This window comes from Desulfosarcina cetonica JCM 12296 (assembly GCF_001311845.1).
GTDB lineage: Bacteria > Desulfobacterota > Desulfobacteria > Desulfobacterales > Desulfosarcinaceae > Desulfosarcina > Desulfosarcina cetonica.
The window spans coordinates 1-12003 of the sequence record NZ_BBCC01000185.1; the positions used below are offsets into that span (position 1 = coordinate 1).

The window sequence follows — 12003 nt, forward strand, 5'->3', positions numbered from 1 at the left end:
AAGGCAACGCTGACGAATGTGGCGGTGTTGTCCGGATGCGTGCGTCCCGGGCCCATGCACACACGACGATCCGTTTGGCTCCTTTTCGGCGCATCCTAACGAAATGCTAACTTTTCCTTGACCCTCGGAACCGCGTTGTATAATAATCACGGGATTTAAATCATGGCCGCACGGGACGCGGCCTTTCACAAATGGAGGTACTGTGAATGGAAGATGGATCTGTCATCAAAATCATCGCCGATTGGATTTGTCGGCCTCCAAAACCCCCTGGCTGGGCCGGTTTCAAAAAAACCTTTCCCCCCAACGATAGAAATTCCGAGATTGTGGGAACCAGCCTGTATGCCCTCAATAGCCCCCTTTTAAGCATGCCCAATACCGTCTTTAGGAAATTTCGGCATATCCACCGCCAGATGCTTTTGCACAGTCCGGTCGATCGTATCCTCCAATAATTTCGACAGTCCAATCATTGACGTAGATCGATACCCTTGCGTGGTGTTTCGCCGGTTGGCATTGATGCCAACATTCGGAACGGTACCGCGTTCGCGTAAGATGATGATTTATCTCGGCACTTCTTCCTCGGTGCCGGTTTGGATACCTGAAAGGGCGACGCAATGGCCGAACAAACAAGATATCAGCGCAGCAATGTTGTGGAATTCAACGATTACGCCTCCGCGCATCAACGGCAATGGCCTGAATATACCGACCAGACGGCAACGGATATTGCCAAGGACCATTTTGTCAGCGATGGTGACACGGTTTATGCCGGTAAACATCTGATTCTCGATTTCTGGGGGGCACACTCCCTGGACAATCCGACCCTGATGGAAAATGTACTCAAACAATGCGTGCAGGCGGCAGGCGCCACCCTTTTGCATATCCACCTGCACCGCTTTTCACCCAGTGGCGGGCTTTCCGGTGTTGCCGTGCTGGCTGAATCACACATCAGTGTCCATACCTGGCCGGAAAACGATTTTGCCGCGTTCGACATCTTCATGTGCGGGGATACGCAACCCGAAAAGGCGGTCGATGCACTCAAGGCGGCATTCGACCCCAAGCGGGTAATGGTCGTGGAGCACCTGCGAGGCCAATCCGATGAAAGCTGAATACCGTGAAGACATCTGTGCGGGTTGGGATCAGGTGTTTTCCATCGACGAGCCCCTGTATGAGACCAAAACCGACCATCAACACCTGATCATCTTCAAAAATCGCTATTGCGGTCGGGTGCTGGCCCTGGACGGGGTGGTTCAGACCACCGAAGCCGACGAGTTTATCTATCACGAGATGATGGCCCACGTACCGATCCTGGCCCACGGCGGCGTTCGCCGGGTGCTGATTATTGGCGGCGGAGACGGCGGGCTGCTTCGGGAAGTGTTGCGCCACCGGGAGATCCAGCGGGTGGTGCAGGTGGAGATCGATTTATCGGTGATCGATCTGTGCCGCCGTTATCTGCCCAATCATTCCCAAGGGGCCTTTGACGATCCTCGGGTAGCGGTCGTTATCGACGACGGCATGCATTTTCTGCAGCATACCGACGCGCGTTTTGATGTGATTCTCACCGACAGCACCGATCCCGAGGGCCCGGCGGAAGTTCTGTTCAGCGAACGCTATTACGCCGCCTGCCGGCGCTGCCTGCGCCCGGGGGCATTCTGGTCACCCAGAACGGTGTGGCCTTCTTGCAACTGGACGAGGTGCGCATGTCGGCGACCTATTTCAGTCGTCTGTTTCGGGACTGGCATTTTTTCAATGCGGCGGTGCCCACCTATGTGGGGGGGACGATGACCTTTGGTTGGGCTAGCGACAATCCTCACCTGCGGCAAATAGATGGGGAAACGCTCGGGGCGCGCTTTGCACGCAGCGGCATTACCGCGCGCTATTATACCCCCGAACTTCACCGGGCGGCATTCGCGCTGCCGCAATATATTCTGGACGCCATTGGCAAACCCAAGGGGTAGGGGCCGTGGTGCGTTTTGCTCGGCATCCCTTTTCCCGCCTGGATCGCGACCCAACTTTCCTGTTTCTGGATGGCGACGATGGATCACGTTGGCGACGTCGCCTATCCTCAGGCGCTTTCCCCGCCATTTGTTTCTTTTGATTTGGCCTTTGCCGGATAGTTTGCCAGATAGATGGCTTCGATTTTTTCGAAAATGCCCCGCCAGGAGAAGGCGGCCATCCGGTCGGCAATGATGGCGAGGTCGATCTGTGGATTCAGGTGGGCTGCGGAGATCTGCCTCTGCAGGGCGGTGGTCAGATGGTCGACAAACCCCCTTTCATCATCGGCGATGGGTTTGTCCACCGCGTGCAGGCGGGGGGTGGGAACGAGCTTGATAAAGTCGGCCCGAACCTCGCCGAGGAGTTCACTCACCCCGGCAGCCCGGTGGCAATGATGCGGCATCCGCTGGCCAGGGCTTCCAAAATCACCAGGGGCAGCCCCTCAAATAGCGATGGCAAGACGAAAAGATGGGATGACTGCATGATTTCGGCCAGCCGTTGCTGGGAAACCGGGCCATGGATGGTCACGCGTGTTCCGAGACGATCGGCCAGGGCCAGACAATGCGCCTTTTCACTACCGCTGCCACCTCCCACCAGATGAAGATGCCATTCGGGTTGATCGATGCCGGCCAGAGCCTCGAGCATCCACGGAACGCCCTTGGCATGACTCAGTTTTCCGGCATATACCACCTGGACCGGAACCGGGAGCGGCTTGGGTGCCGGGGTGAAGCGTTGGTCATTGTATCCGGCCCCCACGACATGAACGCGGTCCGGGGAAATGCCATACAATTGGACAATGTCCTGTTTTTGAGCGTGACTCAGGGCCATGACGGCGTCTATCGCACGGCATTCGGAAAGAATGCGTTGACGAAGGTGGGGGCAGTTCTGAAATTGCCGTAAATCAGACCCATGGCAGGTCGTCACCAGGGGGATATGCGGAAACAACCGGCGTGTCAGGGCCGTGACGAGCCAGAGATGGTGGCTGTGGATGATATCTGGCTGGAAAAGCGTTGCCGCCGCCTGAAGGTGGCGCGAAAACGCTTTCTCGTAGGCATCGTGCTGGGCCGATGAAAGGTCGCCAAACCGCGTGCTCTCATAGGGCATGACATCACTCATGCCGGTGATGGTAAAAGGGATGTCTCCCCCATTGAACGTGACGAATCGGCAGTCATTGGGATCGATGCAGGTTAATTCCGGCGGAGAGCCGGCCTGGATGCCGGCCACCAGAAAATTACGATGGCCGTTACCGGCCGCTTCGCGCAGCAAGGCCTGGACATAAACGCCACTGCCGGTGGAATCCGGACGCTGGCTGAGGACATGCAGGATTTTGAGCGGGCGCTTGACGCTCATTGACCGGAACTGCCGGGATTGTTCGGCAACGATTTCGCGTTCAAAATCCACCGGCTCTTCGGCGAGCAGCAACCCATAGTATTTTTCGAAGGACGCCTTGATCCGGTCCAGGGGGGCATCCGCAAACGTACCATGATAGCGAATGTATTCCATGTGCAACTGGCCGGTCATGTCAAAGGGGTGGAACAGGGAATCGGCGCTGCCATCGAATTCAAGGGGTTTCAACTGAAAACGGTGACACAATTCGATGTTGAATGCCGGGGTGGCCTTGACCCAGCGCCCATCGATGAAGATATCCGTGTATCCGTGCCAATAGAACACATCCGTGTTCATCAAGCGTTTCAGCCGTTCGGTGGCCAGATGGTTGCGTACGTCGGCATAGCCTAACCGTGCCGGGATTCCCAGTACCCGGCAGCAAGCGGCCAAAAGCACCGCTTTGGGAACACACCAGGCACGCCCGGCGGAAAGCGTGGTGCTGGCGCGCATGCCCGCGATCGTCAGGTCCACGGTGTAGGGATCGTAGCGGATTCCGTCCCGTACGGCATAATAAAGTCGGACGCGCGCGCCTTGTCATCGACCGCACCCTTGGCGCTACGGTGAGTGAAGGCAATCACATGGGGATCGTCACTATCGATGATGGGTGTTGGCTTCAGGGCTTCGATGAATTCGTTTTCCATGGTTCATTCCTCATGTTTCCGCTTGCCTGTTCACGGTTTGTATTCTATGGATGTCTCTTTTTTTCAACAGGATGCTTTTCGATATCGCCAATGGCCAAATGATGACTATTTTATTTCCCAGCCAACCGTGTGGGGATTGAAAGCGCGATAGAGGGAAATCAAGGAATTATGTCACAGCAAGACTACTATCAGATCTTGGGTATCGACCGCAATGCGGATGCTAAAAAAATCAAGGATGCCTACCGGGAACTAGCCTTCAAATACCACCCCGACCGCAACGAAAAGGATCCGTCCAGTGCCGAGATGATGAAAAAGATCAATGAGGCCTATGCCGTGCTCTCCAACGCGGAGAAAAGGCGCGACTATGACACCTTGCGTCATCAGTACGGCGAAAACGCCTATGGTCGCTTCCGCAGCACCTACACCGAGCAGGATATTTTCAAGGGGTCCGACATCCAGCACATCTTTGAAGAAATGGCCCGTTCGTTCGGCCTTCGTGGCGTGGATTCAATTTTCAGTGATTTTTACGGGCCGGGGTATCGGCAGTTCACCGTGAAGGACCAAGGTCTCACGGGCAGGGGGTTCCTTTATCGGGGCCGATTCGGCAAGCGCCACGGAAAGCCCATGGCGGGTGGCGTACCGCCGCGATTGGGCCGCTTTGCCAGCTACCTGTTTCAAAAGGCCACCGGCGTCGGTCTGCCCCAGACAGGCGACCCTATTTACGATACCATTCACATGGCACCGGAATTTGCGAAAAGTGGCGGGCCGTTCCCCTATTTTCATCGCCAGCGATCCAAAAAGCTGGTGGTGACCATTCCGGCCGGCACCCGGGACGGCCAGCAGATCCGACTCGCTCGGATGGGCGTGGAAGGCAAGCATGGGGGCGAGGACGGTGACCTCTACCTGAAGGTCAAATTTAAGAAACCCCTGTTGGAAAAAGCTAAGGATTTTATTGTTTCGACGTTTCGCCGATGATAAAATCAAAATATACAATAAACAGTTCCCCCCAAAGCGTGGATCATTTCCCATGAACCTTGAAAGGAGGCTTCTGCACCGATATTGAGCATCAGCGATGGTACTTAGTGCCGTTCAGAATGGAGCCTGTTTCTGGATGGGCACGACTAACCTCCCCACCGGTCCAAAAGATGAGCGGGGATTGTATTGACGAGTGGTGAGCGGGCCGGGAAACCGCGAAAGGAGGGTCTTTTATGCAACTAATGGTCACTTTTAAGAATGTCGACTCCTCGGATTACCTGAAATCCTACCTTGAAGAGAAACTCGAACGCCTTGATAAAATAATGACTTCCCCCGGGACCGCCGATGTGGTGTTTCAAGAGGAAAAGCTGCGCAAAATCGTGGATGTCAACCTTAGCGGCAAAGGCGTCGATGTTCATGCCAGAGAGGAGAGCAGTGCCTGGAACGAAGCCATCGACCTAGTTGTGGACAAGGCTAAGAAACAGCTGATCAAAAGCAAAGAGAAGACTCAGTCACATCGTGCAGAGGCGTAACCCTTTCGATGCGATTTAAAATGGAACGCCTTCCTCCAAAGGGGAAGGCGTTTATATTTTCAGCGAACGCTGACGGATTCGTAAAAAGCCCGATATCGGCGTTACGCGTATCCTTCGTCACTGCGGCGTACGCTAAGTACGCCTCATTCCTCAGGATTCGCAAGCCTTGATCTCGGGCTTTTTACGAATCCGTCGGAAATACGACTTTTTACGCGTTCAGCAACGCTATTTTCTGATCAAGTGCCGCATATCGGGACGTTCCAGATTGAGCGCATCGACTTCCGGCAGGCCATCCTCGCCGGCCCCACCCGTCAGACGTCCCGATTTTAGCCATTGACGAACGCCGTTTTCAGTTAAATAGGTCATTTTTGAGAACGTTGCGACATCATAGCGGACGGCTTCCGTCTTGGGTGCCGCGGGTGGTATGGCAGCGGGTTGCCCCTTTTTTTCCGTCGCCGGTTGGGGCGGATCGGCATTGATCAAAATCGCCCATCGGCCGCCACGTTTTTCCCCGCATAATTTTCCTTGTCGCAGCATCTGGGTAATGGTGGATACCGCCATGCCGGAAATTTCAGCATATTCAGCAGTTGTCATTGTCTTGGGTGTGTCGGTCATATCGTCAAATTCCTTTGCAACCCCGTTGTTGTGTATCATTTGTAGCCGTTTACATCAGGTTCTGGGTGATCTGGCTGACGGCTTCTGTGGTCGCCTGTTGATAGTTGGCCAAATCGGTTTCATCGAGCGCCAGAAAGTCAAGGGCCTGCGGGTCCAGGGTGTACAGGGCCGCGTCCATCGTCTTGGAGATGTCGCATTGCTGGGCGATATGATTGGCCGTATGAACGATATAGGCCAGCTGATTACCATCGGATGCGCTGGGTTCGTGATGGTAGCGCATGGCGCTGGCGTGGTTTTCAGGCAGATTCCATTTGGTGCAAAGATCCAGGGCCAATTCGGTATGGTCGAAGCCCAGGACCTTTTTTTCAACCTCCAAAAAACTAGCTCCCGCGTTCAACTCCTTTTCCACCTGTTCGCTACGTTCCAGGATATAGCGATCCAGCGCCAATTTGCCCGCATCATGAATCAGTCCGACGGAAAAGGCATCGTTTTCCATGGCCGGTGCCCGGTCCTTGGCAATCAGGCGCGAGCAGAGCGCCACGGCCAGGGAGTGCTGCCATAATTTCCCGGCCCCCATGCGATATCCCTTTAAACGGCTGCCCAAAAGGCTGGTGGCCGAAACCATGGTGATCAGCTGTTCCAAGGTCTTATGGCCCAAAACAACCGTTGCCTGATGGATCGAGGATACCATCCCCGAGAGCCCGTAGTAGGCCGAATTGGCGACTTGAAGGACTTTGGCGGCGATGGCCTGGTCCGTTTCGATGACTTCAGCGATTTCTTTGAAACCGGACATGGGATTGCCCATGACCTCCCGGGCTTTGTAGATAACCTTGGGCATGGGCGGCAGATCCTTGATGCTGCCCAAAATCTTTCGCCGCAGATCGGTACCCTCCAGCTCCCCGGAGGATTTTTCGGCGATGGGCGTGATCACCACTTTGCCGGCGGATGGCGCCGCCGGTTCCCGGGCTGGTTCGGGTTCAGGCGCTGTCTTGACGCGAAGGTCAATGGTGATTTTCGATTTGCAGCCGGGGCAGGGGAAGGACACTTTTTTCCCCGATGGAAGGCGGTTGTCGGGAAGGTCAAGTGTTTTGCCGCAGCTTTCGCATTCAATTCTCATGAACACACCTTTCTCGGCTGCTTCGCAGCTCCGGGCAGGTCTATTTTAAATACTGACTATAGCGGTTTTAAGAAAAAATGGCCAGATTCAAATCTTTTTGGCCAACCGGTCAGGTCTGAGCGGTTTGGTCCTATTCATCGACAGCATCACGAAAAACTTGACGCCCAAAATGCGGCCCGGCGGCAACCTGTTTTCATTTGGCACAGGGTTGTGCTATGAGAAAAGGATTCAACGCCAACGCATCCCACAGGATGAATTCCCATGCATGTCATTTTGATGGTCGCCATTACCGTGGATGGCAAGATTGCCCGATCCGCTGACCACTATCCCGATTGGACCGGCAAAGCGACAAGCGCTTCTATGTCGAGGTCACCAAAAAAGCAGGGGTGATGATCATGGGGTCGACCACTTTCGACATCATCGGACGTGTCCTCCCCGGCCGTAAGACCGTTGTGATGACGCGCAATCCGGCGCGGTGCTCGGATTCTGCGGACCTGGTCTTCACGGCGGATCCGCCCGAGGCGATTCTCGCCGATCTGTCGGACCAGGGATATACGCAAGCCGTGGTTGTCGGCGGCGCCAAGATCAACCAGCTTTTTGCCCAAAAAGGGTTGCTCGATGAATTGATCCTGACCGTATCCCCCTACGCGTTCGGCTCCGGCCTGTCCATCTTTTCCGACAGCGTCGACCTGAAACTGACGCTGAAAAGATTCTGGACATTGGACGACAACACCTTGTGTCTGCGCTATGGGGTCGTGCATTGAGCCCGGCTGGCGCAAGCCGCCCGTGTGACCGATACCGTCAAGCTTAGCTGGTCTGATTCATCGTTTCCAGTACCCGGTACAACCCCTGCGTGCCAAGATTTTCCCATCCCATGGCCATGGCGGCCACATAGAATTGGTGAACCAGGGAAAGGCCCGGCAGGGCCAGACGCATCCGGCGTGCCTCGTCCAAGGCAATCCCCATGTCCTTGACGAAATGCTTGATGAAGAAGCCGGGATCAAAGTTGCCATCGACAATCCGGCGTCCCAGATTGTTGATCGACCAGGAACTGGCCGCTCCCTGTCCAATCACATCAATCACCTGATGCGCATCCATGCCGGCCCGCTGGGCGTAAAGCAGGGATTCCACGACGCCGATCATGGTGCCGGCAATCAGGATCTGATTGGTCATTTTGGTGTGCTGGCCGGCCCCGGCATCCCCCATATGGGCAATGGTCTTGCCCATGGTTTCCAGCAGCGGCCGGACGGCGTCGAAAACAGGGCCATCACCGCCCACCATGATGGCCAACGTGGCTTCCCGCGCGCCCACATCCCCACCGGAAACCGGTGCATCCAGGGCATGGACCCCTTTGGCCGTGCAGGCCCGGTAAATGATCCGGGCCAGGTCCGGGCTGGAGGTGGTCATGTCAACGACGGTGTCGCCGGCTTTGGCGCCGACCAGAACGCCCTCGGTACCCAGGATGACCTCTTGGACATCTTCCGGGAACCCCACCATGCTAAAGACGAGATCGCTGCCTTGAGCCACGGCCTTGGGGGTTTCCGCCCAGATGGCGCCCCGGTCGATAAGGCTTGCGCCTTTTCGCGACTGCGATTGTAGATCGTCAATGGATGCCCGGCTGCCAGCAGATGACCACACATGGATGCGCCCATGACGCCGGTGCCGATCCAACCGATTTTTTGGATGGTCATTGAAATACCTCGCTATCCTTGTCCGTATTTTGAAAGCATCGGCATGCTTATAGCCGAATCGCGGACTAAATACAATTCAACCGCTTTCCGGTTTTCGAATGGGATATGGCGGATGCCTTTGGGTCGGTTGGCGGAGGGCGCACGAATGCCAGGGGGTACCCCCATGCGGGCGGAAACGATCGTCAGAGATCGCAATCCATCTGAATCGTTATCTGTAGAATCGGAAAGGGGCTTTATCGCTCATCGATCGCACTGAGAACCATCCGGCGAATAATCGGTCGCAGCACATCGACGGACAGGAGGCGGAACAGATCGACGGTTTGATACTTGGCCACCGTCTCGTCCACAAGCCGTTTCGCATCGCCAAGTTCCCGAAACCGGGTCCGGATCCTCTCCCGCTGCTTTAGCGAGGCAGCCAGGCCGCGGCTTACGATTTGCTTTGCATCGTTGCCGTTGAGCATGCCGCAATGCTCGTAGGCTACCATCTTGATGGAGAGCGGACGTAATTTCTCCAGACTTGACAGGTAATCTGGATAGTCGTGATTCGCCGTCACCGTCAGTTCGTTCCGGCCGCGTTCGGGAAATGGAACGGCATCGCCCGGAAAAAGAATCCGGCGCTCCGGCAGGTAGACCGACAGGGAGCATCGCGAATGCCCCGGTGTATTGAAAAACTGCAGGCTAAGTCCATCGCCCAGGTCGAGACGGTCGCCATCGCCCATGCCGTGGGCAACGTGGATGTCGGCGAAATCCAGGGGAATGCCGTCATGGGTGTGGTCCATCCCCAACCGGTCCAGGTGCGTGCGTTAATCTCCCTCATCAGCCGCACCGGTTTTTCCCGGGTCAGCAGGTAGGCGCTGTATGTGGAGGCAACGACTTCCATCCAGGGGTATTTCCGGCACAGATAGGGTACTGCCCCGCAATGATCATGATGGGCGTGAGACACCACCAGATAGCGGATGCGGCTTCGGTCGATGCGAAACCGATCGAGCTGTTCTTCCAGCCTATGCACCCCCCAGGCCGTGCCACCGCCGATCCAGGCATAACACTTCCCCATCACCAGATAGGAGGTCACCTGACGACTACCGAACATCAGAATCCGATCATCGATGAAACCGGGAATATCAACACGCACTTGACTTCTCCAATCTTTCCGCCAGCCTAAAACCTGCCTGTCCGCGACCATCCCGACGGACAGGCAGGTTTCAACCGGTTGATAAAGTACTTTTTTCCTGATGGGTAATGCTATGGGCTACTCAAAATGAATCACCGGTTTGATGACATTGTCTTCCTTGCTGTCCATCATCCAGAACGCCTTTTCTACTTCATTGAAGCTGAAATGATGGGTCGTCAGTTTGGTGGGATCGACGCGTCCCGTCTGGATGAGGCGAATCAAACGGGTCATTCGCTCGCTTCCTCCAGGGCAAAGCAGGGTCTTGATCGTTTTCTCCGCCATCCCCACGCCCCATTCCAGGCGCGGGATATTGATGTATTCGCCTTCTCCATGGTAACCGACATTCGAAATGGTGCCCCCCGGCCGGGTCACCTTGATGCAATTCTCAAACGGGATTTGCGCCCCCACCGATTCCATGGCCGAATCCACGCCCTCGCCATTGGTGAGGTTCATGATTTCCGCGACGGCATCGACGTCGTTGTAATTGATCGTCACATCGGCGCCGTACGCCTCGGCAAGCTTCAACCGGTCGGGAACGTTGTCAACGACGATGACCAGGCCGCGCCCAGCAACCGGGCGCCCACGGCGGTCATCTGGCCCACCGGCCCGGCACCGAAAACCACCGCGCTGCCGCCCAAGACGATATTGGCATTCTCGGCGCCCTTGAATCCGGTGGACATCATATCGGTGGTGTAGCAGGCGGCCTCATCGGACACATCGCTGGGAATCAGGGTCAGATTGGCATCCGCATCGTTCACATGGAAATACTCGGCGAAACTGCCGTCCTTGATGTTGGCGAACTTCCAGCCGCCCAGCGGCTCGGTGCATTGCGAAGTAAATCCGCGCTGGCAATTATGGCATTTGTAACAGGGCGTAATCGCATTGACCACAATGCGGTCGCCGGGTTTGAACAAGGTGACGGCGCTGCCCACGCGGTCGACGATTCCGCAGGCTTCGTGTCCCAGGGTATGGTCGTGGCGTTCGCCGATCGCACCTTTCACCGTATGCACATCAGAGGTGCACACCAAAGCGGTCGTGGTCTTGATAATCGCGTCGTTGGGTCCCGGATCGGCAGGAATGGGTTTCTCCATGAAGCCGACTTCGCCGATTCTCTTCATTACAAAGGTCTTCATCGTAGCTGTCATCGTGAACCTCCCGGTCGTTATGTTCTTCTGTAAAGGCGCGGAGACAGGCAAGATCTGATACTACTTTTCTGCCTGCGCCCGAAATACTTCATCGAACATCGATGAGGCGATGGTCTTCCATTATCGCAAACGATTGACATGGGATAGCTACCCTTCACGACCTGTATATCGTGGAAGTCAAAAGAAAGTAAATCCGGGAAACTCCTCATTTTGTAATGCGGGGAAACCCTTCCCCAATGGGAAATTCTCCCATACTACAGCTAAAATGAATGCTCCAAGCGTCTGTGTAAAACGCTGGATCAGGCCCGATAACAAGGCGGAAAACGGCTCGAAAGCGGAGCATATAGGTTAATATGTGAGCATTTCGAGTCATTTTCCAACACCGGTAGCGGGCCTTAGCCGGGGTTTTACACAGACGCTAACCAAACCGGATCAGGGGCTTGATTACCCCCTCCTCCTTAGTAGACATCAACGCGAACGCCCGGTCCAGCTGGTTGAAGGGGAAGACATGCGTCGTCATGCGCGTCGGGTCCACACGCCGGTTGGCGATCAGCCGCATCAGGCGCGACATCCGTTCCTTGCCGCCGGGGCACAGAATACTGCGAATCGTCACCTCGCTGGCCCTTGTCTGCCGTCCGCAAACGAGAATACTGATCGCGTCACCATCGCTGTGGATGCCGATATTGACGATTACGCCGCCCGGGCGAATCACGCGCAGGCAGCGTCGAGCGCCATCTGCG

Annotated in this window: 15 protein-coding genes and 3 pseudogenes; 7 read left to right on the forward strand and 11 right to left on the reverse strand. The window is 55.8% G+C overall.

The window, feature by feature from the left end; genetic code table 11:
* Positions 1–611: 611 nt before the first annotated feature.
* The 3 genes and pseudogenes from speD to JCM12296_RS45895 all read left to right on the forward strand — a co-directional run bounded on the left by speD (position 612) and on the right by JCM12296_RS45895 (position 1952).
* Positions 612–1103 carry an adenosylmethionine decarboxylase gene (speD, locus tag JCM12296_RS27495; RefSeq protein ID WP_054699831.1) on the forward strand — a complete coding sequence of 164 codons (492 nt, stop codon included), beginning with the start codon at positions 612–614 and terminating at the stop codon, positions 1101–1103.
* Positions 1093–1748, forward strand: a pseudogene (speE, locus tag JCM12296_RS27500) (polyamine aminopropyltransferase); the annotation flags it as partial. The gene speD and the pseudogene speE, both read left to right, overlap by 11 nt.
* Positions 1749–1775: 27 nt before the next feature.
* Positions 1776–1952, forward strand: coding sequence for a hypothetical protein (locus JCM12296_RS45895; RefSeq protein ID WP_246804965.1), 177 nt, complete (start codon positions 1776–1778; stop codon positions 1950–1952).
* Between the two features lie 107 nt (positions 1953–2059).
* Here JCM12296_RS45895 and JCM12296_RS27505 read toward each other — a convergent pair whose 3' ends face one another.
* From JCM12296_RS27505 to JCM12296_RS42635, 3 genes are read right to left on the reverse strand one after another with little or no spacing between them, the layout of a single operon-like run.
* Positions 2060–2362: a hypothetical protein gene (locus JCM12296_RS27505; protein ID WP_054699832.1), complete on the reverse strand. Its 303-nt coding sequence runs from the start codon at positions 2360–2362 to the stop codon at positions 2060–2062.
* Positions 2359–3846 (reverse strand): glycosyltransferase, encoded by a 1488-nt coding sequence (locus tag JCM12296_RS42630; protein WP_054699834.1) that lies wholly within the window; start codon positions 3844–3846, stop codon positions 2359–2361. The genes JCM12296_RS27505 and JCM12296_RS42630 overlap by 4 nt, the downstream gene beginning before the upstream one ends.
* Positions 3837–4016, reverse strand: coding sequence for a hypothetical protein (locus tag JCM12296_RS42635; RefSeq protein WP_054699836.1), 180 nt, complete (start codon positions 4014–4016; stop codon positions 3837–3839). Before JCM12296_RS42635 ends, JCM12296_RS42630 begins: the two co-directional genes overlap by 10 nt.
* A 168-nt stretch (positions 4017–4184) precedes the next feature.
* On the opposite strand from JCM12296_RS42635, the gene JCM12296_RS48260 reads away from it, so the two are divergent.
* Together JCM12296_RS48260 and hpf are read left to right on the forward strand one after the other, a co-directional pair.
* Entirely contained in the window at positions 4185–4991 is an 807-nt protein-coding gene (locus tag JCM12296_RS48260; RefSeq protein ID WP_054699838.1) for a DnaJ domain-containing protein, read from the forward strand.
* Between the two features lie 233 nt (positions 4992–5224).
* Positions 5225–5524, forward strand: coding sequence for a ribosome hibernation-promoting factor, HPF/YfiA family (gene hpf / locus JCM12296_RS27525; protein WP_054699839.1), 300 nt, complete (start codon positions 5225–5227; stop codon positions 5522–5524).
* 225 nt (positions 5525–5749) lie between these two features.
* Here hpf and JCM12296_RS27530 read toward each other — a convergent pair whose 3' ends face one another.
* The gene (locus tag JCM12296_RS27530; RefSeq protein ID WP_054699841.1) at positions 5750–6139 is read right to left on the reverse strand and encodes a helix-turn-helix domain-containing protein; all 390 of its coding nucleotides are present in this window, start codon (positions 6137–6139) and stop codon (positions 5750–5752) included.
* Positions 6140–6188: 49 nt separating this feature from the next.
* A complete protein-coding gene (locus tag JCM12296_RS27535; protein WP_054699843.1) occupies positions 6189–7256 on the reverse strand; it encodes an HDOD domain-containing protein in 1068 nt (355 codons plus the stop codon).
* 261 nt (positions 7257–7517) lie between these two features.
* Here JCM12296_RS27535 and JCM12296_RS48265 point away from each other — a divergent pair, with 261 nt between their 5' ends.
* Positions 7518–7646, forward strand: coding sequence for a hypothetical protein (locus tag JCM12296_RS48265; protein ID WP_281492175.1), 129 nt, complete (start codon positions 7518–7520; stop codon positions 7644–7646).
* A gap of 5 nt (positions 7647–7651) precedes the next feature.
* Positions 7652–8020, forward strand: coding sequence for a dihydrofolate reductase family protein (locus JCM12296_RS27540; RefSeq protein WP_172684142.1), 369 nt, complete (start codon positions 7652–7654; stop codon positions 8018–8020).
* Positions 8021–8063: 43 nt separating this feature from the next.
* Here the strand turns inward: JCM12296_RS27540 and JCM12296_RS27545 are convergent.
* The 6 genes and pseudogenes from JCM12296_RS27545 to JCM12296_RS40360 all read right to left on the reverse strand — a co-directional run.
* Positions 8064–8894, reverse strand: a pseudogene (locus JCM12296_RS27545) (NAD(P)-dependent oxidoreductase); the annotation flags it as partial.
* Positions 8895–9180: 286 nt separating this feature from the next.
* On the reverse strand, positions 9181–9726 hold the full coding sequence (locus JCM12296_RS45915) for an MBL fold metallo-hydrolase (protein WP_054699852.1): 546 nt from the start codon (positions 9724–9726) through the stop codon (positions 9181–9183).
* Positions 9727–9767: 41 nt separating this feature from the next.
* A pseudogene (locus JCM12296_RS50920) lies at positions 9768–10130 on the reverse strand (MBL fold metallo-hydrolase); the annotation flags it as partial.
* Between the two features lie 66 nt (positions 10131–10196).
* Positions 10197–10643, reverse strand: a complete 447-nt coding sequence (locus JCM12296_RS45920) for a zinc-binding dehydrogenase (RefSeq protein ID WP_246804969.1) — start codon at positions 10641–10643, stop codon at positions 10197–10199.
* Positions 10640–11263 (reverse strand): alcohol dehydrogenase catalytic domain-containing protein, encoded by a 624-nt coding sequence (locus JCM12296_RS45925; RefSeq protein ID WP_246804970.1) that lies wholly within the window; start codon positions 11261–11263, stop codon positions 10640–10642. Before JCM12296_RS45925 ends, JCM12296_RS45920 begins: the two co-directional genes overlap by 4 nt.
* A gap of 418 nt (positions 11264–11681) precedes the next feature.
* Positions 11682–12003 (reverse strand): zinc-binding dehydrogenase (locus JCM12296_RS40360; protein ID WP_246804972.1); only part of this gene is annotated, 322 nt, incomplete at its 5' end.

What these genes read in the sequence shown, in the direction of transcription:
- speD (WP_054699831.1), top strand. Translation starts at nt 612, where the DNA reads ATGGCCGAACAAACAAGATATCAGCGCAGCAATGTTGTGGAATTCAAC.
- JCM12296_RS27530 (WP_054699841.1), bottom strand. Translation starts at nt 6,139, where the DNA reads ATGACCGACACACCCAAGACAATGACAACTGCTGAATATGCTGAAATT.
- JCM12296_RS48260 (WP_054699838.1), top strand. Translation starts at nt 4,185, where the DNA reads ATGTCACAGCAAGACTACTATCAGATCTTGGGTATCGACCGCAATGCG.
- JCM12296_RS45915 (WP_054699852.1), bottom strand. Translation starts at nt 9,726, where the DNA reads ATGGACCACACCCATGACGGCATTCCCCTGGATTTCGCCGACATCCAC.
- JCM12296_RS48265 (WP_281492175.1), top strand. Translation starts at nt 7,518, where the DNA reads ATGCATGTCATTTTGATGGTCGCCATTACCGTGGATGGCAAGATTGCC.
- hpf (WP_054699839.1), top strand. Translation starts at nt 5,225, where the DNA reads ATGCAACTAATGGTCACTTTTAAGAATGTCGACTCCTCGGATTACCTG.
- JCM12296_RS27540 (WP_172684142.1), top strand. Translation starts at nt 7,652, where the DNA reads ATGGGGTCGACCACTTTCGACATCATCGGACGTGTCCTCCCCGGCCGT.
- JCM12296_RS27535 (WP_054699843.1), bottom strand. Translation starts at nt 7,256, where the DNA reads ATGAGAATTGAATGCGAAAGCTGCGGCAAAACACTTGACCTTCCCGAC.
- JCM12296_RS45925 (WP_246804970.1), bottom strand. Translation starts at nt 11,263, where the DNA reads ATGACAGCTACGATGAAGACCTTTGTAATGAAGAGAATCGGCGAAGTC.
- JCM12296_RS42635 (WP_054699836.1), bottom strand. Translation starts at nt 4,016, where the DNA reads ATGGAAAACGAATTCATCGAAGCCCTGAAGCCAACACCCATCATCGAT.
- JCM12296_RS45895 (WP_246804965.1), top strand. Translation starts at nt 1,776, where the DNA reads ATGACCTTTGGTTGGGCTAGCGACAATCCTCACCTGCGGCAAATAGAT.